Source organism: Paraburkholderia sp. 22098 (genome assembly GCF_052045935.1).
Lineage (GTDB): Bacteria > Pseudomonadota > Gammaproteobacteria > Burkholderiales > Burkholderiaceae > Paraburkholderia > Paraburkholderia caledonica.
This window is the reverse complement of the sequence record NZ_JBQEPV010000001.1, coordinates 777,504-802,605: the sequence shown is the minus strand read 5'-3', so window position 1 is coordinate 802,605 and position 25,102 is coordinate 777,504. Positions and strand designations below refer to the sequence as shown.

At 62.1% G+C, this 25,102-nt stretch carries 22 protein-coding genes; 14 read left to right on the top strand and 8 right to left on the bottom strand.

Annotated features, from left to right (window positions below; translation table 11 throughout):
- The first annotated feature begins 76 nt into the window (after positions 1-76).
- The 3 genes from ACTJLB_RS03515 (at position 77) to ACTJLB_RS03505 (ending at position 2,421) form a co-directional block, all read left to right on the top strand.
- On the top strand, positions 77-892 hold the full coding sequence (locus ACTJLB_RS03515; RefSeq protein WP_131320007.1) for a DUF1835 domain-containing protein: 816 nt from the start codon (positions 77-79) through the stop codon (positions 890-892).
- Between the two features lie 10 nt (positions 893-902).
- Positions 903-1,514 (top strand): TetR/AcrR family transcriptional regulator, encoded by a 612-nt coding sequence (locus ACTJLB_RS03510; protein WP_020070835.1) that lies wholly within the window; start codon positions 903-905, stop codon positions 1,512-1,514.
- Between the two features lie 238 nt (positions 1,515-1,752).
- On the top strand, positions 1,753-2,421 hold the full coding sequence (locus tag ACTJLB_RS03505; RefSeq protein ID WP_020070834.1) for a GNAT family N-acetyltransferase: 669 nt from the start codon (positions 1,753-1,755) through the stop codon (positions 2,419-2,421).
- A gap of 86 nt (positions 2,422-2,507) precedes the next feature.
- On the opposite strand, the gene ACTJLB_RS03500 is transcribed toward ACTJLB_RS03505, so the two are convergent.
- Complete coding sequence (locus ACTJLB_RS03500) at positions 2,508-3,005, bottom strand: Lrp/AsnC family transcriptional regulator (protein WP_020070833.1); 498 nt, start codon at positions 3,003-3,005, stop codon at positions 2,508-2,510.
- Positions 3,006-3,178: 173 nt separating this feature from the next.
- On the opposite strand from ACTJLB_RS03500, the gene hppD reads away from it, so the two are divergent.
- Entirely contained in the window at positions 3,179-4,276 is a 1,098-nt protein-coding gene (hppD, locus tag ACTJLB_RS03495; protein WP_020070832.1) for a 4-hydroxyphenylpyruvate dioxygenase, read from the top strand.
- A 158-nt stretch (positions 4,277-4,434) separates the two neighbouring features.
- Here hppD and ACTJLB_RS03490 read toward each other — a convergent pair whose 3' ends face one another.
- The gene (locus tag ACTJLB_RS03490; protein WP_027805065.1) at positions 4,435-4,632 is read right to left on the bottom strand and encodes a hypothetical protein; all 198 of its coding nucleotides are present in this window, start codon (positions 4,630-4,632) and stop codon (positions 4,435-4,437) included.
- A gap of 347 nt (positions 4,633-4,979) precedes the next feature.
- On the opposite strand from ACTJLB_RS03490, the gene ACTJLB_RS03485 reads away from it, so the two are divergent.
- Positions 4,980-8,579, top strand: a complete 3,600-nt coding sequence (locus ACTJLB_RS03485; RefSeq protein WP_440782490.1) for an indolepyruvate ferredoxin oxidoreductase family protein — start codon at positions 4,980-4,982, stop codon at positions 8,577-8,579.
- Positions 8,580-8,727: 148 nt separating this feature from the next.
- On the opposite strand, the gene ACTJLB_RS03480 is transcribed toward ACTJLB_RS03485, so the two are convergent.
- Positions 8,728-11,010: an NADP-dependent malic enzyme gene (locus tag ACTJLB_RS03480; RefSeq protein WP_440782489.1), complete on the bottom strand. Its 2,283-nt coding sequence runs from the start codon at positions 11,008-11,010 to the stop codon at positions 8,728-8,730.
- 277 nt (positions 11,011-11,287) lie between these two features.
- On the bottom strand, positions 11,288-12,520 hold the full coding sequence (locus tag ACTJLB_RS03475) for an MFS transporter (protein ID WP_440782488.1): 1,233 nt from the start codon (positions 12,518-12,520) through the stop codon (positions 11,288-11,290).
- Positions 12,521-12,930: 410 nt separating this feature from the next.
- Here ACTJLB_RS03475 and ACTJLB_RS03470 point away from each other — a divergent pair, with 410 nt between their 5' ends.
- Positions 12,931-13,617, top strand: a complete 687-nt coding sequence (locus ACTJLB_RS03470) for an orotate phosphoribosyltransferase (protein ID WP_020070827.1) — start codon at positions 12,931-12,933, stop codon at positions 13,615-13,617.
- Positions 13,618-13,707: 90 nt separating this feature from the next.
- Here ACTJLB_RS03470 and ACTJLB_RS03465 read toward each other — a convergent pair whose 3' ends face one another.
- On the bottom strand, positions 13,708-14,397 hold the full coding sequence (locus tag ACTJLB_RS03465) for a response regulator (RefSeq protein ID WP_020070826.1): 690 nt from the start codon (positions 14,395-14,397) through the stop codon (positions 13,708-13,710).
- A gap of 366 nt (positions 14,398-14,763) precedes the next feature.
- Here ACTJLB_RS03465 and ACTJLB_RS03460 point away from each other — a divergent pair, with 366 nt between their 5' ends.
- The 6 genes from ACTJLB_RS03460 to ACTJLB_RS03435 all read left to right on the top strand — a co-directional run bounded on the left by ACTJLB_RS03460 (position 14,764) and on the right by ACTJLB_RS03435 (position 21,547).
- The gene (locus tag ACTJLB_RS03460; RefSeq protein WP_087752442.1) at positions 14,764-15,366 is read left to right on the top strand and encodes a YbhB/YbcL family Raf kinase inhibitor-like protein; all 603 of its coding nucleotides are present in this window, start codon (positions 14,764-14,766) and stop codon (positions 15,364-15,366) included.
- Between the two features lie 207 nt (positions 15,367-15,573).
- Positions 15,574-16,146 carry a flavodoxin family protein gene (locus ACTJLB_RS03455; RefSeq protein ID WP_204522512.1) on the top strand — a complete coding sequence of 191 codons (573 nt, stop codon included), beginning with the start codon at positions 15,574-15,576 and terminating at the stop codon, positions 16,144-16,146.
- 207 nt (positions 16,147-16,353) lie between these two features.
- Positions 16,354-17,301 carry an N-acetyl-gamma-glutamyl-phosphate reductase gene (gene argC / locus ACTJLB_RS03450; protein WP_408126941.1) on the top strand — a complete coding sequence of 316 codons (948 nt, stop codon included), beginning with the start codon at positions 16,354-16,356 and terminating at the stop codon, positions 17,299-17,301.
- Positions 17,302-17,790: 489 nt separating this feature from the next.
- Complete coding sequence (locus tag ACTJLB_RS03445; protein WP_440782487.1) at positions 17,791-19,212, top strand: DUF2957 domain-containing protein; 1,422 nt, start codon at positions 17,791-17,793, stop codon at positions 19,210-19,212.
- Positions 19,213-19,310: 98 nt separating this feature from the next.
- On the top strand, positions 19,311-20,555 hold the full coding sequence (locus ACTJLB_RS03440; protein WP_440782486.1) for a DUF2957 domain-containing protein: 1,245 nt from the start codon (positions 19,311-19,313) through the stop codon (positions 20,553-20,555).
- Between the two features lie 167 nt (positions 20,556-20,722).
- Positions 20,723-21,547, top strand: a complete 825-nt coding sequence (locus tag ACTJLB_RS03435) for an OmpW/AlkL family protein (RefSeq protein ID WP_440782485.1) — start codon at positions 20,723-20,725, stop codon at positions 21,545-21,547.
- A 250-nt stretch (positions 21,548-21,797) separates the two neighbouring features.
- Here the strand turns inward: ACTJLB_RS03435 and ACTJLB_RS03430 are convergent, their stop codons facing one another.
- Together ACTJLB_RS03430 and ACTJLB_RS03425 are read right to left on the bottom strand one after the other, a co-directional pair.
- Entirely contained in the window at positions 21,798-22,445 is a 648-nt protein-coding gene (locus ACTJLB_RS03430; protein ID WP_440782484.1) for a LysE family translocator, read from the bottom strand.
- Between the two features lie 67 nt (positions 22,446-22,512).
- A complete protein-coding gene (locus ACTJLB_RS03425; protein WP_020070818.1) occupies positions 22,513-23,382 on the bottom strand; it encodes an NAD(P)-dependent oxidoreductase in 870 nt (289 codons plus the stop codon).
- Positions 23,383-23,515: 133 nt separating this feature from the next.
- Between ACTJLB_RS03425 and ACTJLB_RS03420 the strand changes: the two genes are divergently transcribed.
- Positions 23,516-24,304 (top strand): Mut7-C RNAse domain-containing protein, encoded by a 789-nt coding sequence (locus ACTJLB_RS03420; protein WP_131320026.1) that lies wholly within the window; start codon positions 23,516-23,518, stop codon positions 24,302-24,304.
- 79 nt (positions 24,305-24,383) lie between these two features.
- A complete protein-coding gene (locus ACTJLB_RS03415; protein ID WP_020070816.1) occupies positions 24,384-24,662 on the top strand; it encodes a hypothetical protein in 279 nt (92 codons plus the stop codon).
- 219 nt (positions 24,663-24,881) lie between these two features.
- Here the strand turns inward: ACTJLB_RS03415 and ACTJLB_RS03410 are convergent, their stop codons facing one another.
- Positions 24,882-25,094, bottom strand: a complete 213-nt coding sequence (locus tag ACTJLB_RS03410) for a hypothetical protein (RefSeq protein ID WP_020070814.1) — start codon at positions 25,092-25,094, stop codon at positions 24,882-24,884.
- Positions 25,095-25,102 lie beyond the last annotated feature (8 nt).

Below are 25,102 nucleotides of genomic sequence, written 5' to 3'. Positions count from 1 at the left end.
CTTGCAACCGGACCGTTGAGTCCGTCTTGCGAGCGGCCCCTTTGGCAATTGCCCAACAAGAATCCACTCACGGCCGATGAGCACCATCCATCTCACCAACGGCGATGTCGCCGCAGAATCATTGCGCACCGCGTTGCGCGAAGTGGGACGCAACGATCGCGTGCACGCACTGCGCGACGATCTGGCGGTCGGGCCGCTACGGGGCATCGACGACGGTCCCGAAGTGCGCGCCGCTTTCTGGGACCGCGTGAGCACCGACACGAAGCGCGACTTCCTTCGCGAGTTCCGTGAGCACGCTGCAGCGCTACAAGCCATTGCGCGCGAAGACGCAAACCTGGTGGTCTGGCATGGCGAAAGCGCATCCGATCAATTGATGCTTCGTCGCGTGTGCTATTACCTGCGCAACAATCCACAGCGACTGAACGAAGTGCGTCTGTCGATTCGCGACCTCACCGACGCCGGCGCCTGGGCGCATAGCCGCAGGGACCGCGCGACGTCCGTCGGCATGTTCGCGCCGGCCGTTTTGCAAGCGCGTTTGCCCGACGCGGCACCCATTTCCGTCTTGCGGATCAGCCGGCTCGCGCTGGAGTGGCAGGAAGCCAAACATGCGAACGGCGAAACGCGACGCTGGCGCGACAACACGTTCACGAGCGGCAGCTTCGCCGATCTCGACGCGCTGATACTCGAGCACGTCACCGTGGACTGGCAACCCGCCGCCCGCGTGGCCGCCGAGGTGATGACCGCTGAGTTGGGGTTTCTTGTCAGCGACAGCATCGTGCTCTGGCGCTTCCGCGAAATGGCCGCGACCCGCCGCATCAGGCTGCGCGGCGACGCCAACGCATGGCGCACGCTGGAACTGTGCGCAGCGCTCGCACCTTGCCCACACCAATAACTAGACCATCATGGCCCGCACCCGAGCCCCCGACCACGAAACGCAGCGCGAACAGATTCTCGAACTGGCGGCAGCGAAGTTCGCACAGACGAGCTATCCGAGCACGTCGATGTCAGATCTCGCCGCAGCGAGCGGCACGTCGAAAGCGCGCCTGTATCACTACTACGCGAGCAAGGAAGCGATCCTGTTCGATCTACTCGACCGTTACACCAAACGGCTGATGCTGATCATTGCGGAGGTCGAAGGCGCGAGCCAGCGCCGCGGCCTGACTGAGCGCGAGACGTTCGCGGAATTGATCCGCGCCTTTCTTTCCGAATACGAAACCTCGCACAGCCGGCATGTTGCGCTTCTGAACGACGTGAAATATCTCGTCGACGCGCAGCGCGAGGTGATCCTCAACCGCCAGCGCGATGTCGTAGCCGCGTTCGCGCGGCAACTGGCGCGCGCTTATCCGGAGCGCGCCACGCGCGAGAACCAGACCGCGCTCACGATGATGGTGTTCGGCATGATCAACTGGACGTTCACCTGGCTTAAACCAGGCGGGCGCATGGGCTACAGGGAATTTGCGGAGCAGGTTGTGGCGATGGTCGATCACGGGCTGGGCTCGGCGGCCGTGAAATAGCGTAGGACAGCGCTCTGCGAACTGAAATCCGCCTAAGTTGCGTAGGTGCGACAACACGCACGAACGCTCGTTCTTTTTAATTTTTTGTTGATTTTCAAATACTTAACAGCCAAGCACAGCAAGTTTAGACAGCAGCCTCCAAGTTTGGTACGGGTTTTCCCTAGTGCCGGATTCGCATATCCGTTACAATCGTTTTTGCGGTGCAACAACGCCGCACGATCACAAGGAGAACCTGACCATGAACCTGATTACACCCCGCGCCGCCGAACCGATCGTCGCGCACGATCGCGCGTCGCTGCCAGCCGGTCGTGCACCTGCTCTGGTTCGTGAACTCACTGCGATCGACCGTGAACGCCTGCTGGCTCACTTTCTCACGCTAGACGAAGACGACCGCCTGTTGCGCTTTGGGCAAATCGTGCCGGACCACGTTATCGAGAATTACGTGCGCGCAATCGATTTCACGCGCGACACCGTATTCGGCGTGTTCGACGATCAGCTGCAGCTCACCGGCGTCGGTCACCTCGCCTACCTGCCCGCCGAAGGCGACAAGCGTACGGCGGAGTTCGGCGTGTCCGTGCTCGAAAGCGTGCGCGGCCAAGGTATCGGCTCCAAGCTGTTTGAGCGCGCTGCAATCCGCAGCCGCAACACGCATGTCACCATGCTGTACATGCACTGCCTGTCGCGCAATTCGACCATGATGCATATCGCGAAGAAAGCGGGCATGAAGATCGAGTACGCATATGGCGAAGCGGACGCCTATCTGACGTTGCCGCCGGCCGATCAGACCAGCATCATTACGGAGATGCTGCAGGAACAGGCCGCTGTGTTTGACTATGCGCTCAAACGTCAAGCTCGGCGTACTTCGAAACTGCTGGAAAGCTTCATGCCGACAGCCGCCGCAGCGTGAATGTTCGGCCGCAGCGGGCGAACATGAAAAAGGGCAGCCTCAGGGCTGCCCTTTTTGCTTCCTGCGTGGAACTGCACTAGCGGGACTTATAAGATCGGCAACGCGGTCGTCTCCTTGATCTTTTCGAGCGAAAAGCTCGTCTTCACGTCAATCACCGACGGGTGATGCAACAGCTGGTCCTGCACGAAGCGCGAAAAGTGCGCCATGTCTTCCACTTGTACGCGCAACAGATAGTCCATGTCGCCAGTCATAGCGTGACAAGCCACCACCTCCGGCCATGCCTGAACGGCCGCACGGAAAAGATCCGCGTGCGTCGCGTCCCCGCGCGGACTCAGCGCCGGCCCGCCGCGCTTTTCCAGCCGCACATTGACGTACGCGAGCAGATCGAGCCCCAGGCGCTTGGCATCCAGCAACGCAACATAGCCGCGGATCACGCCGCTCTCTTCGAGTCGCCGTATGCGTCGCAAACATGGACTCGGCGAGAGATTGATCCGCTCGGCAATTTCCTGATTCGATAGCCGGCCGTTCTCCTGAAGAATCGCCAGAATACGCCGGTCGATCGCGTCTATCTCTATATCGGCCACTTTCTGCCTCGCGCTCCTCATTTGGAGCTAGAAAATAGCGCGAGCGTAGCTCGACGCGATTAAGTTCGCAAGTTTTCGCCGCGAAGCCGCCTTTACACTTGCGTCATTCGGTCGCGGCGCAACATCCGTAGCCGCGATACCGGCGCGACGCGCCCTCGACATGGAGACAGACAATGCAGGTTGCAACTTGGGAAAATCCGGTCGGCACTGACGGCTTCGAGTTCATCGAATACACCGCACCCGATCCGAAGGCGCTGGGCAAGCTTTTCGAGCAGATGGGCTTTACCGCGGTTGCGCGGCATCGCCATAAAGATGTGACGCTATACCGGCAGGGCGACATCAACTTCATCGTCAACGGTGAGCCGGATTCGTTCGCGCAGCGCTTTGCGCGCTTGCACGGCCCGTCGATCTGCGCGATCGCCTTCCGTGTCCAGGACGCGGGGAAAGCCTACCGGCAGGCGGTCGAAAAAGGCGCATGGGGCTTCGACAACAAAACCGGCCCGATGGAACTGAACATCCCCGCGATCAAGGGCATTGGCGACTCGCTGATCTATTTCGTCGACCGTTGGCGCGGCAAGAACGGCGCAGCGCCGGGCAGCGTCGGCGATATCGATATCTACGACGTCGACTTCGAGCCGATTCCCGGCGCGAATCCTAACCCCGTCGGTCACGGCCTGACGTATATCGACCACCTCACCCACAATGTGCACCGCGGCCGCATGCAGGAATGGGCTGAGTTCTACGAACGCCTGTTCAACTTCCGCGAAGTGCGTTACTTCGACATCGAAGGCAAGGTAACGGGCGTGAAGTCCAAGGCAATGACGTCGCCGTGCGGCAAGATCCGCATTCCTATCAACGAGGAAGGCTCCGAAACGTCCGGCCAGATCCAGGAATACCTGGACGCCTACCGCGGCGAAGGCATCCAGCACATTGCGCTCGGCAGCAACGACATTTACCGCACGGTTGATGGGCTGCGGGCGGCGAACATCTCGCTCCTCGACACGATCGACACGTATTACGAACTGGTCGATCGCCGCGTGCCGAATCACGGTGAACCGCTCGACGAATTGCGCAAGCGCAAAATCCTGATCGACGGCGCGCCGGACGACCTGCTGCTGCAAATCTTCACCGAGAACCAGATCGGCCCGATCTTCTTCGAGATCATCCAACGCAAGGGCAATCAGGGTTTCGGCGAGGGCAACTTCAAGGCGCTGTTCGAATCGATCGAGCTGGATCAGATTCGCCGCGGCGTGGTGCAGGACAAAGCGTGACTTCGTGACGCCGAGGCTGTGAACCGGCCGTGAGTCAGATTGCGCACCGATCAAACGAAAAGGGCGAGGATCGTACGATCCTCGCCCTTTTCGTATTCGCCGCCGCTCGACTTCAAGCGACGGCGGGTCAGTCAGCAATACGCCGCATTAGCAGCGCGTCAGGAATTCTGGTCTTTCTTCTCGGATGCGCTTTCGCGCGCGGTGCGATTGATGGCGATGCGCGCGGGCGCAACGACTGCCGTACGGCTAATGACGCTCGACGGCGCTCCCGTGCTCGCGTTCGAGCGAACCGGCGCACTGATTGCGAAAAATGCGGCCGACACCATCAGGAAGGTCTGGATATTTCTAGTGTTCATGCGTACTCCTTTTCTAACTGCCCTGTTGTCCTGAAGCGCCACAACATGCAGCGCGTTACACAGACATTACTCACAGGTGCGCTGTTAGACAGACTTGTCGGCTGCGGTTCCGCGAAATTGTAGCTTTTACAGCTTGTTACACCGGTTCCCTCAAGCGTCGGGTGAAGTTCGCGCAAGCGGGCGCAATGTCGCGAGTCGCAGCACCGCGATCGACCGCTGCGGCGGGTTTTTACCAGTGCTACCATCACTTAAAACAAGTCAATATGGCGACCCCGGCCCTACGCATTCACAAGATGCCGCGGCCCATAAGTTTTGGCGATCCCAAACTGGGTGGAGGAGTACACATAATGAATGCCCCGCTAGACGCAGGTCAGCGAGCCTCGCTCGAAGCCGCTCTATCTTCCGTCACGCTCGACGACAAATACACCCTCGAACGCGGCCGCGCGTACATGAGCGGCATCCAGGCGCTGGTGCGTCTGCCGATGCTGCAGCAGGAACGCGACCGCGCCGCCGGACTCAATACGGCCGGGTTCATCTCCGGCTACCGTGGATCGCCGCTCGGCGGCCTCGACCAATCTCTGTGGAAGGCGAAACAGCATCTCGCCTCACATCAGGTCGTGTTCCAGCCCGGCGTCAACGAAGACCTCGCGGCAACCGCCGTCTGGGGTTCGCAGCAGGTGAATCTGTACCCAAGCGCCAAATACGACGGCGTGTTTTCGATGTGGTACGGCAAAGGCCCGGGCGTCGACCGTTCAGGTGACGTCTTCAAGCACGGCAACTCGGCAGGATCGTCGCGGCACGGCGGTGTGCTGGTGCTCGCCGGCGACGATCACGCAGCCAAATCTTCAACGCTCGCGCATCAGTCGGAACACATCTTCAAGGCCTGCGGCCTGCCGGTGCTCTTCCCGTCGAACGTTCAGGAATATTTGGACTTCGGCCTGCATGGCTGGGCGATGAGCCGTTACTCCGGTCTGTGGGTCGCGATGAAGTGCGTGACCGACGTCGTCGAGTCGTCGGCTTCGGTCGACATAGACCCGCACCGCACGCAGATCATTCTGCCGGAAGACTTCGCGATGCCCGAGGGCGGTCTGAACATCCGCTGGCCCGATCCACCGCTCGTGCAGGAAGCGCGTCTGCTCGACTACAAGTGGTACGCGGCGCTCGCCTACGTGCGTGCAAACAAGCTGGACCGCGTCGAAATCGATTCGCCGCATGCGCGCTTTGGCATCATGACCGGCGGCAAAGCGTATCTGGACGTGCGCCAAGCGCTGACCGACCTGGGTCTCGACGACGAAACGTGCTCGCGCATCGGCATACGGCTATACAAAGTGGGTTGCGTCTGGCCGCTCGAAGCCCAAGGCGCGCAAGCCTTCGCTCGCGGCCTCGACGAAATTCTCGTGGTCGAGGAAAAGCGCCAGATTCTCGAATACGCAATCAAGGAAGAGCTTTACAACTGGCCTGACGCGCAGCGTCCGCGTGTGTTCGGCAAGTTCGACGAAAAAGACGGCGCGGGCGGCGAATGGTCAGTGCCGATGGGCAACTGGCTGCTGCCGGCGCATTACGAACTGTCGCCCGCGATCATCGCAAAGGCGATCGCCACGCGGCTCGACAAGTTCGACCTGCCCTCCGACGTCCGCGCCCGGATTGCCGCGCGCATCGCAGTGATCGAAGCGAAGGAAAAAGCGCTCGCGCGCCCGCGGGTCGAAGTCGAGCGCAAGCCGTGGTTCTGCTCCGGCTGCCCGCACAACACGTCGACCAATGTCCCGGAAGGCTCACGCGCAATGGCCGGCATCGGCTGCCACTACATGACGGTGTGGATGGATCGCAGCACGAGCACCTTCAGTCAGATGGGCGGCGAAGGCGTCGCGTGGATTGGCCAGGCGCCTTTCACGAACGACAAGCACGTGTTCGCCAATCTCGGCGACGGAACCTATTTCCACTCCGGCCTGCTGGCAATTCGCGCGGCGATCGCTTCGAAAGCGAACATTACTTACAAGCTGCTCTATAACGACGCCGTAGCGATGACGGGCGGTCAACCGGTCGACGGCGTGCTGACCGTGCCGCAGATCACCCATCAGCTGGCCGCCGAAGGTGCGACGAAAATCGCGATCGTAACGGACGAGCCTGAAAAATACTCGGGCAACGTGGGCCTCGCGCCGGGCATCGACATCCACCATCGCGACCAGCTCGACGAAGTGCAGCGTCAACTGCGCGAGATTCCGGGCACCACGATTCTGATCTACGACCAGACCTGCGCAACCGAGAAACGCCGCCGCAGGAAACGCGGCGCGTATCCGGACCCGGCACGCCGCGTGGTGATCAACGAAGCGGTGTGCGAAGGTTGCGGCGACTGCTCCGTGAAATCGAACTGCCTGTCAGTCGAGCCGCTCGACACCGAATACGGCACGAAGCGCCAGATCAATCAGTCCACGTGCAACAAGGACTTTTCCTGCGTGAACGGCTTTTGCCCGAGCTTCGTGTCCGTAGAAGGCGGTCAGTTGCGCAAGCCGAAAGCGGCGTCGGGCATCGTCGCTGATGCTATGCCGCCGGTGCCGGAGCCCACACTCCCGTCGATCGCACGGCCCTACGGCGTGCTCGTGACAGGTGTGGGCGGCACGGGCGTCGTAACAATCGGCGCGCTTCTCGGCATGGCCGCGCACCTGGAGAACAAAGGTGTCACCGTGCTCGATGTCACGGGCCTCGCGCAGAAAGGCGGCGCCGTGATGAGCCACGTGCAGATCGCGAACAACCCGGGCGATATCCACGCCACGCGCATTGCAATGGGCGAAGCGAGTCTCGTCATCGGTTGCGATGCAATCGTCACCGCCAGCGACGAATGCGTGTCACGGATGCAAGCCGGCCGGACCCGTGTCGTGCTGAACAGTGCACACACGCCGACCGCCGAACTCATCAAGAACCCCAACTGGCGCTTTCCGGGCAGCAGCACTGAAGCCGACGTTCGCGCGGGCGCGGGCGACGAATGCGTCGATACAGTCGACGCCAATCATTTCGCAGTGGCCTTGCTCGGCGACGCGATCTACACGAACCCGTTCGTGCTCGGTTATGCATGGCAACGTGGCTGGGTGCCGTTGACCTATCAGTCGCTGATGCGAGCTATCGAGCTTAACAATGTGCAGGTCGAGAAGAACCGCGCGGCATTCGAATGGGGTCGGCGCGCGGCGCACGATCCGGTAGCACTGCGCAAGTACGCGCAATCGCAAGGTCAGGCGGGCGCGTCCGACACGCCGAGCGGCAAGATCATTTCCCTGCACACGCCGAAGGCGCTCGACACGCTGATCGACAAACGCGCGACTTACCTGGCAGCATGGCAAAACGACGCGTACGCAGACCGTTACCGCGCGCTCGTATCGCAGGTGCGGGTGGCCGAGTCGGCGCTCGATTCGATCGACGGCCAGTTGCCTCTGACCGAAACGGTCGCGAAGAATCTGCACAAACTGATGGCCTACAAGGACGAATACGAGGTCGCGCGCCTGTACAGCGACCCTGCGTTCATCGAAAAACTCAAGGCCAGCTTCGAAGGCGACTGGAAGCTGCACATTCACCTCGCGCCGCCGATGTTCTCCAAAAAGGACGCCCACGGTCATCTGATCAAGAAGAAGTATGGTCCCTGGGTGTTCGGCGCGATGCACGTGCTGGCGAAGTTCAAGTTCCTGCGCGGCACCGCGCTCGATGTGTTCGGCAAGACAGAGGAGCGTCGCACCGAACGCGCGCTGATCGGCGAGTACGAAGCCCTGGTGCGGGAACTGATCGGCGGGCTGACCGTGCAGAATCGCGACCTGGCGGTGGAACTCGCGAATCTGCCGGACGGCATCCGCGGCTTCGGGCACATCAAGGAGAACAACCTGAAGGGTGTGCGCGTGAAGTGGAACGAGTTGCTGACGCGCTGGCGCTCACCGCAAGCCGGAACGACGCAGCACGCAGCCTGATCGCCGTGTTGACTGCGGCGAGCGCTGCGCTCGCGCTGAACGCATAAAAAAACGCCACGGAATCTCTCTTTCCGTGGCGTTTTTATTTTCGCGGCGCTAGTCACCCACACGCCGCGAGAAGGGAGCGCCCCAACGGGCGCCGCTTCGCTTACTTGCTGTTCACCGACTTGCGCGCGTTTGCCGAAGCCACCGCCGTCATGTTGATGATCCGACGCACGGTTGCGGCCGGCGTCAGCACATGCACCGGCTTCTCAGCTCCAAGCAGGAACGGGCCGACCGTCACGCCGTCGCCGCCGACCATCTTCAACAGGTTGTACGCGATGTTCGCCGCTTCCACGTTCGGCATGATCAGCAGGTTGGCTTCGCCCGAGAGCGTCGTGCCGGGGAACGCAGCCTTGCGGACCATTTCCGACAGCGCCGCGTCGCCGTGCATCTCGCCGTCGATTTCGAGCGTAGGCGCACGTTCCACGATCAGCTTGCGAGCCGCGGCCATGCGTTGCGACGACGCAGACGGCGCGCTGCCGAAGTTCGAGTTCGACAGCAGCGCGACCTTCGGCGTGATGCCGAACTTCTCGATTTCGCGCGAAGCCAGCATGGTCATGTCGGCGAGTTGCTCGGCCGTGGGCGTTTCGTTCACGTACGTATCGCAGATGAACAGATTGCGGCCCGGCAGCATCAGCAGATTCATCGCGGCGAAGTTCTGCACGTTATCCGCCTTGCCCAGCACCTGCTCGATGAACTTCAGATGCGTGTGGTACTGGCCGATCATCCCGCAGATCATGCCGTCGGCTTCGCCGAGGCGCACGAGGATCGCGCCGATCAGCGTGTTGAACTTGCGCATCGCGGCTTTCGCGACGTCCGGCGTTACGCCTTCGCGCGCACCCAACTCGTGGTACGCCTGCCAGCATTGCTGATAGCGCGGATCGTCTTCCGGATCGACGATCTCGAAGTCTTCGCCACACCGGAGCTTCGAACCCATCTTCTTCAGGCGCATCTCGATCACCGACGGACGGCCGACGAGAATCGGTTTGGCGATCTTTTCCAGCAACACGAATTGCGCGGCGCGCAGCACGCGCTCGTCTTCACCTTCGGCGAACACGATGCGGGCCGGCTCCGACTTCGCCGCCGCGAAAACCGGACGCATCACCATGCCCGTGCGGTAGACGGTGGTGCCGAGTTCTTCGCGATATGCGTCCATGTCCTTGATCGGACGGGTCGCGACGCCCGAATCCATTGCCGCTTGCGCGACGGCCGGCGCGATTTTGATGATCAGACGCGGATCGAACGGCTTGGGAATCAGATACTCGGGACCGAATTCGAGCGAGTGGCCTTCGTACGCCTTTGCGACTTCATCGCCCTGATCGGTTTCTTCGGCGAGTTCGGCAATCGCGTGCACGCACGCGAGCTTCATTTCTTCCGTGATCGTGGTCGCGCCCACATCGAGCGCGCCGCGGAAAATGAACGGGAAGCACAGCACGTTGTTGACCTGGTTCGGATAGTCCGAACGGCCCGTCGCGATGATGCAGTCCGGACGCACTTTCTTCGCCTCTTCCGGGCGGATTTCCGGCTCGGGATTGGCCAGCGCGAGGATCAGCGGCTGCGTGCCCATTTCAGCGACCATCTCCGGCTTCAGCACGCCCGCGCTCGAGCAGCCGAGGAACACGTCCGCGCCGCGAATGGCGTCAGCCAGCGTGCGTGCTTCGGTGCTCGCGGCATAACGTTCCTTAGACGGATCGAGATTGCCGCGACCTTCGTAGATCACGCCCTTCGAGTCGACGACGAGAATGTTCTGCTTCGACAACCCGAGGTTCACCAGCAGATCCAGACACGCGATCGCCGCGGCGCCCGCACCGGAACACACCAGTTTCACTTCGTCGAGCTTTTTGCCGACTACCTTCAGGCCGTTCAGAATCGCCGCGGACGCGATGATCGCCGTGCCGTGCTGATCGTCGTGGAAGACCGGAATCTTCATACGCTCGCGCAGTTTCTTCTCGATGTAGAAGCACTCGGGCGCCTTGATGTCTTCCAGGTTGATGCCGCCGAGCGTCGGCTCGAGCATCGCGATGGCTTCCACCAGCTTGTCCGGATCGGACTCGGCGAGTTCGATATCGAACACGTCAATCCCGGCGAACTTCTTGAAGAGGCAGCCCTTGCCTTCCATGACCGGCTTCGCGGCGAGCGGACCGATGTTGCCAAGACCGAGCACGGCTGTGCCGTTCGTGATCACACCGACCAGGTTGCCGCGCGAGGTGTACTTCTGCGCGTCGAGCGGCTCGTCGTAGATTGCCATACAGGCTGCGGCCACGCCCGGCGAGTATGCGAGCGACAGGTCGAGCTGATTGGATAGCGGCTTGGTCGGCGTGACCGAAATCTTGCCGGGCTTCGGGTTCTGGTGATATGCGAGGGCGCTTTGCTTCAGTTGTTCGTCCATTTTTTGCCTGCGAGACGTAAGAAATTGGGCCGGCACACCGCAACGTTGGCGTCGCTTGGATCTATCGAATGGATAATCGACCGAGGCGATTTTCGCGTGCGCCGGTTAGGCGCGGCGTCGGTCCTCGGCGGAGGGCAGGACGGTGCGGAGTGCTACGCGGGTCGGTTAGTGTACACCCCGCAGGTGTCGATGCACTGACTGGTTAACACCGCTCGCCATTGGCGAAACGCCCGCCAGTCATGCTGCGGCGCCGCATTTGCGCAGGCGCGGCAGCCGGCTATTCGAGCTCGGCGCCGCGCCGTTCGGGGATCAGGAACAAAGTTGCGAGCACATCGAGTAGGTAGATCGACGCGAGCGACAGCAGTGCGGCGCCAAACGAATAGCGCGCGGCCAGAGCGCCCACCGCGACCGGCCCAAAGCCGCCAACCGCCCGGCCGACATTGAAGAGCACGTTCTGCGCGGTCGCACGCGCATCGGTGGGATAAAGCTCGGAGATCAACGCGCCGTAGCCGCCAATCATTCCGTTGACGAACACGCCCATCGCCGCGCCGCCGATCAGCAATGCCGCTGGCGTTGTGAGATGCGCGTAGACAAAAACCATGACGACCGCCCCTGCCTGATAGAACAGAAACGCAGGCTTGCGACCGAAACGATCGGCGGCTATGCCGAACAGCCAGATGCCGCACGCCATGCCGATCACCGTGGCCGCCGTCCACACGCCCGATTTCGTCAGCGAATAGCCAAAGGTCTTCGACAGATAGCTCGGCAGCCAGATCATCAGCCCGTAATAGCCGAAGTTCTGCACCGAGCATAGGATCGCCACACCGAGGCTCGCGCGCGCCGTGCGTGTGTCGGCTATCAGCAGCTTCAGCGGCAACTTGCGCATGCCGCGTGCGACCCGCTCGGTGAAGAGCGCCGGCTCTTCGACGCGCCGCCGCACGAAGAACGACACCACGGCAGGCAGCAGCCCGAGCGCGAACATGCCGCGCCAGCCGATAAGCGGCAACAGAAGCGGCGTCAGCAATGCGGCCGCCAGTACACCGAGTTGCCAACCAAGGCCCACATACGACGACACTCGCGCGCGCTGCGACGCCGGCCAAGCTTCGGCCACGAGTGTCATGCCGATGCCGAACTCTCCCCCAAGTCCGATGCCCGCAATGGTCCGGTAAGCGAGCAAGTCGGTATAGCCTTGCGCGAGTGCGCAGAGGCCCGTGAAAACCGCGAACACGAGGATGGTCCAGGTGAGCATGCGCACACGGCCCCAATAGTCGCTCAGCACGCCGAAGATCAAACCGCCGGCTACCGCGCCGATCAACGTCCACGTGACGAGTGAGCCGGCCTGTGCAGAACTGAGGTGGAGGTCCGCCGCGATCACCGGCAGCATGAAACCGAGGATCAGCAGATCGAAGCCGTCCATCGCATAGCCGAGCACCGATGCGATCAACGCACGGGCGGCGTAACCGTTCCGGGCGGTGGCGGGACTGTCGGCGGCAGAGGAGGCGGGCGTCATGGAAGCGATCCGAATTTCGGTGTAAGGACAGCGGCGGCCGGCGGCCGGCGGCCGAGAAATTCGCGTGAGTGTAAAGGCGCGCAAAGCCGCTCACAAGCTAGCCAAAAAGCCAGCCGGTGAAGCGCGAGATCGCGCCGTGACGTCAGGTAGAAAGCCCCGCCAGGCCCTCCCGCTGAACGCCTGCCCAGCGCTTTGGACGCCGCGGTGGCCGTTGCGGTTCTGGACGGCCGCGCCGACGGCCTCCTCGGAAGGGTCCGTTTCGGGTAAAATGTCGGCCTACGCGCGCAGCAAAAACCGGCCGGCATCCACTGGCTGGCTGCATATTCCGCCCAGTACGGCGCGGCATATCCCGCTTGCTGCGCCACCGGGCTTAGCGCCCGCTTCTCCCGCTCATACCCAAGGATCCGCCCATGACAGGCTTCGATCGCCAGACGATCTCCGACACCACCGCCAAGATGCTGCTTGAAGTACAGGCAGTGCACTTCAACGCGGAGAAACCGTACATTTTCACGTCCGGCTGGGCGAGCCCGGTTTATATCGATTGCCGCAAGCTGATTTCCTACCCGCGCGTTCGTCGCGGCCTGATGGAAATGGCGGAAAGCACCATTCTGCGCGACGTGGGTTACGAGCAGATCGACGCGGTGGCGGGCGGTGAAACCGCCGGCATTCCGTTCGCGGCATGGCTGTCCGACCGCCTGATGGTGCCGATGCAATACGTGCGCAAGAAGCCGAAGGGCTTTGGCCGCAATGCGCAGATCGAAGGTTTGTTGACCGAAGGTCAGCGTGTACTGCTCGTCGAAGATCTGACCACCGACAGCCGCAGCAAGATCAACTTCATCAACGCGCTGCGCACTGCGGGCGCGACGGTGAATCACTGCTTCGTGCTGTTCCACTACAACATCTTCAAAGAAAGCGTCTCCGTGCTGAAAGACATCGACGTCGATCTGCACGCGCTCGCTACGTGGTGGGACGTGCTGCGCGTCGCCAAGGAAAACAAGTACTTCGACTCGAAGACGCTCGACGAAGTCGAAAAATTCCTGCACGCACCGGCTGAATGGTCGGCGGCGCACGGCGGCGCCACGTCAACGCCCCAGTAAGCGTCACTGCGCAATACCGCTCGAATAAAAAGGCCGCCTGTTTTTCACAGGCGGCCTTTATCTTTTTGCGGCAAAAATAGCTGCGAATGGTTAAGGCGGGTCGCCCCCATTTCCCGCCGAATGCGACGACAAATTCAGCAAGCCATTGCTTTGCGCGTACTGGAACAACTCCGAATCGCGGTCAATGCCGAGCTTGCGCATCGCCGTGTTCTTCTGTGTACTGATCGTCTTAATGCTGCGATTCAGTTGCTCGGAGATTTCCTTGATGGTCATTCCCGACACGAAGAGCCGCACGACTTCAAGTTCGCGCCTGGATAACATCACCTCGTCGCTCTTGCCGCCGGCATTCATGCGCAACGCGTCGAGCGACGCCTTCACCGACGGGCTCATGTATTCGAGGTTGCGGCTTACGTGCTGCACCGCGAGCCCGATATGGCTCAGATCGTCCGACTTGTTCACAACCGACGTCACGCCGAGCTCTCGCAAGCGTTGCAGCAGCGCGGCGTTCTCCAGCATCGTCAGTACGACGATGGGAACCTTGGCAAAGTTGCGGCGCAGGTAGCCGATCAACGGCAAGCCGTCGCCGAACTGGCCGCCCGGCATCGCGAGGTCGGTCACGAGCACGTCGCACTCAACCGTTTGCAGGATCTTGATCAGTTCCGTCGACTGCCGCGCACGCGCGACCACCTGCATCCCGGGAAACTTGAGCAAGGCCTGTTCTGCGCCGAATAGGATTACTGGATGATCGTCGGCGATGACGACCTTGACTGCCTCTTGCATTGCCCGTACCTCGACAGGAAAACCCCTCTCCAAAACTTCAGACATGCTTTTTATTCTTAATGTTTACGCTACCTAATGGGAACACGGGCCAGTGCACGCGAAAATTCTTCCGACTATAGCCGATTTTTAGGGCCGCAATCCGGTTAGGCACAACAATGATGCATCGTAGAGCTAATGTTAGACTTGATTCGACCTTCGGGCACAAAATAGGGACAATAATCAGCGCGAGTCAGTCAGCTCGCGCCCTCGCAGCAACCTTGTGCTGCATAGGATCCGAGTAAGCGCTTTGCGTAAAGTCGAGCAGGTGCGAAGCGCCAGGCTCACCGACAGCAACAGCCCCTCTGGTCGACACAGGAGAACCGGCACATGCGCTTGCGTTGCCTGGTTGTTTCGTACGCTTCACCGTTTCGCCGCACGCCGTTTTTTGTCTGCGCCACACTGAGCCTCGCGCTCTGGCTTGTGCAGGGGCCACGCGCTTTCGCCCAAGGCGCATTCTCGCTGACCAGCGCCAGCTTCCGGGCCGGGGGCACAGTCAATACTCCGCAAGTTTTCGATCAGGGCGACTGCAAGGGCGGTAACCGCTCCCCGCAATTGACGTGGCATGACGCGCCGGCCGGAACGCGCGGTTTTGCCATCACCATGTTCGATCCCGATGCCCCGGGCCGCGGCTGGTGGCATTGGGCCGTCGCAGGCATCCCGGCGACTGTCGCGAGCCTGCCTGAGAACGCGAGCGCTTCCGGCTTTCTCAGGAAACTCGGCGCGGTGGAATCCCGCAACGACTTCGACACGGACGGCTATGGCGGCCCCTGCCCGCCGCCCGGTAAACCGCACCGCTACGTGATTACGGTGTATGCATTGAACACCGCGGACCTGCGCCTCGCGCAAGGACGACCCGCGCTGATGTTCGATCACGAGATCGGCACGGCGGCGCTCGGCAGCGCGAGGATGGTGGTGAATTACGGTCGATAGCGCGGCGCACGTCGAAGGCTCCTGTCGGCAGGGAGGCCGATTGGCGTATGGCTTGCATGCGCATCCGACGTACCGTGTGCGTTCTGTTATCCACGCGGGTTTATACGCTTTCAGGCTGCACACGTTAGGGCCACCAGCACTGCATCGGGCCGCCAACGCATCGGCATCGTGCGTCGTTCAATTACCTCTTCTTTGCGGGAGCGTCTTATGTCGAAGATCGTCATCGTTTATCACAGCGGCTACGGCCACACGAAGAAAGTCGCCGAGTCCGTGCTCGCCGGCACGCAGGAGGCGGGCGCAGAGGCGAAGCTCCTGCCGGTCGGCGACATCGACGAAGCTGCGTGGGCCGAACTCGCCGCCGCAGACGCGATCATCTTCGGCGCGCCGACGTACATGGGCGGACCGTCCGCCGACTTCAAGAAGTTCGCCGACGCGAGCTCAAAGCCGTGGTTCGGTCAAACCTGGAAGGACAAGATCGCGGCCGGCTTCACCAACTCGGCGACGATGAACGGCGACAAGTTCCTGACCATCCAGTACTTCGTCACGCTCGCGATGCAGCACGGCATGATCTGGGTGGGCACCGGTTTGATGCCGTCCAATACCAAGGCCGCGACGCGCAACGACCTGAATTACGTCGGCGGCTCGACCGGCGTGCTCACGCAGTCTCCGGCGGATGCGTCGCCGGAAGAGGCGCCGCCTGCAGGCGATCTGGAAACGGCGCGCCTGTTCGGCGCACGCGTCGCCCAAGTGACAGCCCGCTGGATATCCGCCGCAGGCTAATACATCGCGTTGGCCGGTTCGTCGCGCGGTGCCTGCTTGCTGCGCCGCGCCTGCGTCATGCCGCTGTCACCTTGAGCGAGCATCGTCGTTTTTCTGCTGTTTTTGCGCCCGTTTCCAGCGCTTTCGCACGCGCGCGGCGATGAGGTTTTAAAATGGCGTTTTCGCGCGGCCTAGCGCGCCGTTTTCAAAGAAGCCAGTGAGATCGAGATGAGCACGAAAGTTTTTGTCGACGGACAGGAAGGCACGACCGGCCTGAAGATTTTTGAATACCTGTCGCAGCGCGCCGACGTGGAGATTCTGCGCATCGACGAAGCGAAGCGCAAAGATATCGAGGAGCGTCGTCGTCTCATCAACGCGTCGGACGTGACGTTCTTGTGCCTGCCCGATGTTGCGTCCCGCGAATCGGCCTCACTCGTTGAGAACGAGCGCACGGTTCTGATCGATGCCAGCACCGCGTTCCGCACGTCCGCAGACTGGGCTTACGGACTGCCGGAACTTGCCCGTTCGCAGCGCGAGCGCCTGCGCACAGCCAAGCGCATCGCCGTTCCCGGCTGTCACGCATCGGCTTTTGTGCTGGCCATGCGCCCGCTCGTGGACGCGGGCGTGGTCGCGCCTGACTTCGACGCGCACGCTTATTCGATCACCGGCTATAGCGGCGGCGGCAAAAAAATGATCGCCGACTACGAAGCCGGCGGTAATGCGAAGCTCAAGAGCCCGCGTCCTTACGCGCTGGGTCTCACGCACAAGCATTTGCCGGAAATGGCGGCGCACACCGGGCTGACGTCGGCGCCGATCTTTACGCCGATCGTCGGCGACTTTTACAAGGGTCTCGCTGTCACCACCTACTTCTCGCCGCGCCAGTTGGCGAGGAAGACCACGCCGCAACAGGTGCAGGCACATCTCGCCGAGTACTACGCCGGTGAAGCGTTCGTGCGCGTCGCGCCGTTCGACGCCGAAGCGAATCTCGACAGCGGTTTCTTCGACGTTCAGGCGAACAACGACACGAACCGCGTCGATCTGTTCGTGTTTGGCACGGCGGAGCGCTTCGTGACCGTGGCTCGCCTCGACAACCTGGGCAAGGGCGCTTCGGGCGCGGCGATTCAATGCATGAATCTGGCAATCGGCGCGGATGAGGAAAGCGGTTTGAAACGCTAACAAGGTTAAATAGCGGCATCGATTTGCCGTTTGTCAGCTTTGCGAAAGCCGGTCTCAAGAGACCGGCTTTTTTTGTTTTAAAAACCCCTCCGCTGAAACATTTATTTACAGTTATTCGAACCGGGCTCCCGTTATTTGAATCCGCGGAATCACGAGTTGAATTTTTCGGGTAACTCTTCCCCGCCCGTCATTCGATCAGCATAGTTTTCCGCATAGGGAAACTCCGGATTTTTTGTCGAACGATCGTTCGCAGATCATAGAGCCATTTTGCTCTCAGGCTTACCTGGCAAGGGTGTGCCGCCGAGCAACGAAGCGTGCTTTCGCGTCCAACTCACGTTTTTGTTTAAAAGCGCCGCTTGCGCCCACTCACTGCGTGCATAGCCAAAATGCCGTTGTTTGAATCGGCTTTTTTAGACGGCTCATTCAATTGACAGGCGTTAATCGCGCAGCGAAATTAGCTCGCACAAATACATGAAGGGAGACAACAGTATGGCGGACGCCATTATTCGAGGCCTGGCAATGGCTATTGCCACGACGCCTTTACTAATAGCTTGCGGCGGCGGCAAAGCCGATAATCCCGGCCCGATCAACTCGCCGCAATGCTCGGATTCCAGTTGCGGCGTGCAGGGCCCGCCTGCTTCGAACAGCACTGCGGCTGCGCTCTGTCCCGCCACCGCCGACATCGTCAAAAGCACGTTCCTCGGCGGGGCCGGCAGCGGCGAGGTGGTGCAGATCAACATTGACGCCACTGCGATGACCTACACGCTCAAGTGGCTCGAGTCGCCGATTCCGCTGCGCACCGGCACAGTGACACCCACGCGAGCCGGCACCCAGATCACCGGCGCGGTGATTCACCCGCCCACCGGCACGCTGCCAACCGCTGAACAAACACGCTGCGCGTTCATTCTCGGCGCGGGCACCGGCACCGCGGCCGGCGACGGCCAGCCCTACACCACGCCCGGCTTTGCTAACAACCCGAATCCGCCGATGATCTTCGTCGGCCAGGGCGTGGCGGGCGGCGGCATCCCGGGCGCGACGGTCCAGTTCGACGGATTGTCGATTCCGCTCATCGGCTCGGGCATCGGCGCGGTGCCGAACCGGCATTTCGACTTTTACCCGTTCCTCGGCTTCGCGAGCACGACCACCGACATCACGAAACTGCCGGGCACGTACAACGGCTTGCTGTATCACCTGGCACCGTCGGGCAATTACTCGACGGTCGCGACCAACACCGTCGAAACGTTCGACGCAAGCGGCACCTGCACGAGCAGCAACACGGCCAATCCGAATTACTCACCCAACGCCGGCGGCTGCCTGACCACCGGCAACCCGTTGACGCTCAACAGCAACGGCTACTTCGACAGCCAGCAGGCGCCGCAGATCGTGCAGCAGTTTCAACTCCCGCTGGTCGGCGCGACCGGCAAGTCGGGGACCGCGCACATGATTCTCGGCCAGGTGAACGGCGCGACCGTGCCGCTCGTCGTGCGCACCGGCTTCATCAACCTGGGGACTGCGCCGCTTCATCTCGACGCCAAGGTCGACGACGAGTCCGGTATCGCGATGCTCGCCGCGGCAACGCCGCTCGCATCCGGCGGCTTCGACGGCGGCTACGTCGGCGCCGATTCGAACTTCAAGTACACGGCGACGCTGATCCAGGGCGCGGTCGGCACGTTCATCAACCCGAGCACTTCGGCGGGCGAAAGCGGCTTCGGCCTCGGCTACGGATTGCCGAGCCCCGGACTCGTCGGCGTGCAGGACGCCAAAGGCAAGACCGGCTTCGCGATCGCCTCGGGCGGTTTATACGCGATCGAGATCCAGGGCGCGGAGAACGACGGCATCGCATCGACGTCGGCGAATGCGGACACGCCCAGCACGCCGTACTTCGGCATAGGAGCGCAAATCAGCAAGTAGCGGGGAAGCAAACCCAGTTGGCAGGACGAGACATAAAAGAGCAAGCGGTGGCTGGACTGGGAGCCGGCCACCTACAACGAAAAAATTCTGGAGGCGATATGAAATGGAGATTCCTGTCGGTGCTCGCACTTGCGGCACCGTTACTGGCGGCATGCGGCGGTGGTGGCGGCGGCGACGGACCAATGACGGAAGTTCGACTGTGCCCCGCGTCGCTCGACTACAGCACGGTGTACACAGGCGGCGGCGGTGACGGCGAACTGGTCAAACTGCAACTCGACACCGCAAAGATGACGTGGCAGGTGACCTACGTCGAATCTCCGATTCCCGCGACCACCGGCACCGTCGTCCCAACGCGTGCGGGTCAGGTCGCGAGCGGCACACTGACCCAGGAAACGCTGCTGCCGACCAACAAGCTGAACCAGTGCGCGTTCCGCCTGAACGGCGCGAGCCTCGATCCGAACCGGCCGGCACGGATCTTCGTCGGCGAGGGCGTTGCGGGCGGCACGATTCCAGGTGCAGAAATTTCATTCGGTGGCATTCTCGGCGTCGGCGCCGTACCGGACACGAAGTTCCCCTACTACCCGTTCATCGGGTTTTCGTCGATCGAAACCGACATCACGAAGGTGGCCGGCTCCTACAACCAGCTTGGCTACCACCAGGTGCCGTCGCAGAATTTTGCGCCCGTCGCCGTGGATACGAAAATCACAATCAACGCCGACAGCACGTGGACCGAGTGCGACAACTCCGGCGTCAACGCGGGCAAATGCCAGCAGCCGGGCAGTAACTTCGCGCCGGCGGCCGACGGCAGCGGCGCATTCCAGACCAATAACTTCCAGGGACAGGCGAAGCCCACGCTCGCCACCACGCCGAAAGCTCGCGGCTACATGATCGTCGGCAGGCTGCGCAACCAGTTGGTGCCGATTCTCGTGCGCACCGGCGCGGCGAACTCGTCGGTCACGGTGCCGCAAAACGGCGCGCTTGGACCGTACGCGGACGACGAATCAGGCATCTCGATTCTCTCGCCGCAGAGTCCGATAGCGGTCAACTCGCAGAACGGCGAGTACATCGGCGTAGACAGCCAGTTCGACTATCGCACGACCGCACTGGCAGGCACTCAGGCGACGCTGCTCGATCCGTTCAACGCGTCGCAGGCCTCGCTTGCTACCGCGCTGAATCTCGACTTCACGCAAACAGTGCCGGGCGTAGTCACAACGACGCATGTCGGCGCATCCACGGGCAATACGGCGACCGGAAAGATGATTTTCACGGGCGGCGTATTCGGCTACCTGGATCTGACCAACGCGGCCTCGCCGTACTTCACGATCGGCGCCTTCGTCCAGTAACGGGCACGCCCGCGCCGTCATTACGCAATGGCCTTTGCGCCGAGGTCGCCGCCCGCTCCTGCAGCGCGGCGGCCCGGTTAGCGACGATCATGCGCGCCGGCCTTGCGGCCTGCGCCATCGCTCGACGCGCGCCTCGCGCCTGACGAGCGCCCTAGAGGAGCAACAACATGAAAAAAATCTGTCTCGCGATGCTGGTCGCGTGCCTGTCCGCCAGTGCGCACGCACAACATGCGGGCGACAACGTCGCCGCGCTCGGCTGGTTTCACGTCATGCCGCAGGATTCGAGCACGCCGCTGACCACCCATGTCGCGCCCACGCCGATCAACACGCCGCTGCGGTTGCCAAGTTCGTTCACCTCAGAAGGCACAAGTCTGTCGACGAACAACGCCGACACCGTCGGCCTTGTGTTCAGCCATTACCTGACCGATCACATTGCCGTGACGACGGTGGCGGGCGTGCCGCCTGTGTTCAAGATCTACGGGCACGGCACGATCAGGCCGCCAGGACCGGCCGGCGCGCTCGGCCAGCAGGACATCGGCGATCCGCAGGTGAATCCGATCGTAAAGAGTGTGCGCCAGTGGAGCCCGGCGCTGCTCTTCCAGTACTACTTCAATGCGCCGACGGCTAAATTCAGGCCGTTTGTGGGCGTCGGCGTGTCGTACAACTGGTTTTCGGACATTCAGCTGAGCCCGAACTTCGTGCAATCGACGCAGGAGAACCTTGGCGCCATCCTCGCCGCGGGCGCGGGCAAACCGGGCAAAACCCAGGTGTCGGCGAAGGCGTCGTCCTCGTGGGCGCCGGTGTTCAACGCGGGCCTCGCGTACAACATCACGGAACATTGGGGCCTGGTGGCCTCAGTGACCTACATTCCGCTGAAGACGACGTCGTCGGTCATTATCAAAGCCGCGGACGGCACGGAACTGGGCGTCTCGAAAGCCGAGCTCAAAGCTGACCCGATCATCTCGTTCCTCGCGGTCTCGTATAAGTTCTGACACAAGCGACGCGCGACCGAGCCGGCCCACTGCGTGCGGAGAGCCGACTTTTTGCTTGTAGGGACAGAAGGAATCCGAGGCAAAAAAAAGCCCGCCTAAGTTGGCGGGCTGAATCCATATCAGAGGAGACATGGAGGAGACAAGACAAACTATAGCAAAAGGTTTGGTGCGACGCAACATCAAAATCAGGGTTGTCCCCTCTTGTTGCAGTTTCGCCACATGTGCTTGGACAGGCCGGAACACGCCGCCGTCAGTGCCGCACTAACGCCATCATCGCGCCAAAACCGACGAAAACACCGCCCGTCAGGCGATTGAACATTCGCGCGACACTGCGGCTCTTCAGACGACTGCCGATGCGCGTGCCGAATCCGGCGTAGACGAAATACCAGCTCACCTCGAGAACGGCGAACGTCGCCACCAGAATGCCGAACTGCGGCAGCTTGGGCAGCGAGGCGTCGATGAATTGCGGCAGCAGCGCCGCGGCGAACAGAATCGCCTTCGGATTGCTGCCCGACACCAGAAAACCGTTGCGAAACAGCGCGAAAGGCGAGCGGACCGGTTTCGCGGTCCGGTCGTCGGCATTGGTCGCAGCTTCGGTCGCCGCGGTTTCGTCGGCGGGCGCGCGCCACGCCTCGATGCCTAAATACACCAGATACGCCGCGCCGATAAAACGCAGCGCGTTGAAGAGAGCCGGCCACGCTTCGAGGAACACGCCGAGCCCCGCCGCCGACACCGCCAGCATCAGCACCAGCGCCGACAGACATCCGGCCATCGTGGCGCCTGTACGGCGCAGGCCGTGCCGGGCGCCGTGCGTCATGACGAGCAACATGTTCGGGCCCGGAATGGCGCACACGACAAAGACAGTGGCGGCAAACAGCCACCAGGTATGCAAACTCATGACATCACCGCAAAAGGTTGGGCAACTAGTGAACGTGAAGCGGCACCGCCTGTGCGGGCCGCGTTGATCAACGGCCGGCGCGGCGGGCCGCCACCTGGCCCAGCACCGCGAAATCTTTCTCGCCGTCGCCATGCGCGACTGCCTCCAGCAGGCTGTCCCGAACGACGCTCGCGATTGGCAGCGGCGTCGTGACTGCGTCGGCTGCGGCAAGCGCCAACCGCAGGTCTTTCAGCCCCAAGCGCGCCTTGAAGAGCGCCGGCTCGTAGCTCTGCTCCGCGATCATCTTGCCGTAGCCTGCGTAGACCGGGCCGGGGAAAATCCCGCTCGTGATCACGTCGAGGAAATCCTGAATCGCGAGGCCATGCCCCGACACCAGCGCGGCCGCTTCGCCCAGCGTCTCGACCGCCGCGCCAAGCATGAAGTTGGCGGCAAGCTTGATGACGTTCGCCTGTTGCGGCAGCGAACCGATGCGCCAGGTTTTCTGCCCGATCGCGTCGAAAACGGGCTGCACGCGATCGATCGACTCCGCAGGCCCGCCGGCCACGATCGTCAGTTTGCCGGCGGTGGCCACGTCCGGCCTGCCGAGCACCGGTGCGGCAACGTAATTGACGCCGCGCGACGCATGCGCGGTCGCGAGTTCTTCGGCGAGCGCAACTGAGATCGTCGCCATGTTCACGTGAATCAGGCCACGCGGCGCATGCTCCAGCAGCGATGCCGTTACGACCTCGCGCAACGCGGCGTCGTCGGCGAGCATTGAAAACACGGCGTCGCCGGCGAACGCTTCGGCAGGCGTCGCGACGAGTCGCGCGCCAGCGTCTACGAGAGGCTGCGCGCGTTCCGGCGAGCGGTTCCATACACGTACCTGATGCCCTGCTTTCAGGATGTTTGCAACCATCGCGGCGCCCATCTCGCCGAGACCGATAAAACCGATGTCCATCTGAGGCTCCGTCTTCTAAAGAACTGGAAGTAAAGCACACCCGTGGGACATATGCAGGAAAACGACGCAACCGCGGCGCGCAACCGGGCATGTCACTGCGGCACGCAACGGCGCACGGTGCGATACTTCTGCGATGGTCACCGCGACTTTCCGCTTCTATGAGGAGTTGAACGATTTTCTCGCCCGGCCGCTGCGCCGGCGAGCGTTCGCCTACGCATGCGCGCGCGACGCCACGACGAAACACGCAATTGAAGCGCTCGGCGTACCGCACACCGAAGTGGAACTGATCCTCGTGAACGGCGAGTCGGTGGGATTCAATCATCCTCTCGCCGAGGGTGATCGCATCGCCGTCTATCCGAAGTTCGAAGCGCTCGACATCCGCCCGCTGCTGCGAGTGCGCGAACGGCCGCTGCGCGTAGTGCGCTTCATCGCCGACGCGCATCTGGGCGGCCTTGCCCCGCTGCTGCGCCTGGCGGGATTCGATACGCTCTACGACAACCACTATCCCGACGCGGATATCGAAGCACTCGCCGCCGCCGAGAACCGCATCGTCCTCACCCGCGACCGCGAGCTATTGAAGCGCCGCTCGATTACGCATGGCTGCTACGTCCGCACGCTCCGTCCGCGCGAGCAGTTGCGCGAAGTGTTCGAACGGCTGGATCTGGCGGGCAGCGCGCAGCCGTTCCGTCTATGTCTGATGTGCAACGCACCGCTGCGGCGCATTCCACGCGACGAAGTCGGCGATCGCGCGCCCGACGGCGTGCTGCAGCGGCATAACCAGTTTGTCACTTGCGACGTGTGCCGCCGCGTATTCTGGGAAGGCACGCACTGGCAAAGAATGCGCGCGCTGATGGACAGCGTGGCCGCAGCGCCGGTCGATGCCGACGCTCGCGATGCAGATGCGTCGGCCGCCTCGCCTTGACGTGCAACGCCGTTCGCTCGCGCGACGCAACGCGCGGTGCGTACAATGCGGGATTACTTATCTGGCAGAGGCCTGACGTATGGCGATGAAAAAGACCGACCTTGAAAAGAACAAGGCACTCAAGCTGAACAATGCAATGAAGCAGTCCACGGCCGAACGCTTCGGCAAGGCTTCGGCTGCGGAGCCGAAACTGGATCGCCGCGAGCAGCGCAAACTGGATCAGGCGCAAGGTCTCGTCGCGTTCGCATGCAAGCTGAACGGCGACCTGGTTGCCGAGCTGAAAGAGCGCGCCGCGACGCATCCCGAAGGGATGACCGGACTACTGAACGAAGTGATCAAACGCGGCCTCGCGGGCTAAACACCGCTACCGCGAATGCGCGGCGCGGTATGCGAGCGCGCTCGGCGAAGATCGCTGCGAAGCGTTGAGACCTGTGACAAACGCGACCTGAATACAAAAAGGCCAGAGCAGAAGCTCTGGCCTTTTTGCTTGCGACGCCTGCATCGAACCCGCATGACAAGCGCCGATCGTGCGGCGCGTGCAGCAGGCGAAGCGGCTCGCCTGACGAAGGGCGCCAGCTTAGTTCTGCGTGCCCTTGTCGTTCGTGCCGGCAGCCGACGCTGCTGCAGCAACCGGAGCGCGCTTGCCGTGCGTCTTCAGCTTCTTCACGTGATGCTTCTTCGGTGCGCTAGCAGCAGCGGCCGGAGCGGCTGCGTCCGATGCTTGTGCGAAAGCTTGAACCGAAACCAGCGCGATCGATGCTGCTGCGAGCGAGACGATAACTTTTTTCATGTGTTGTT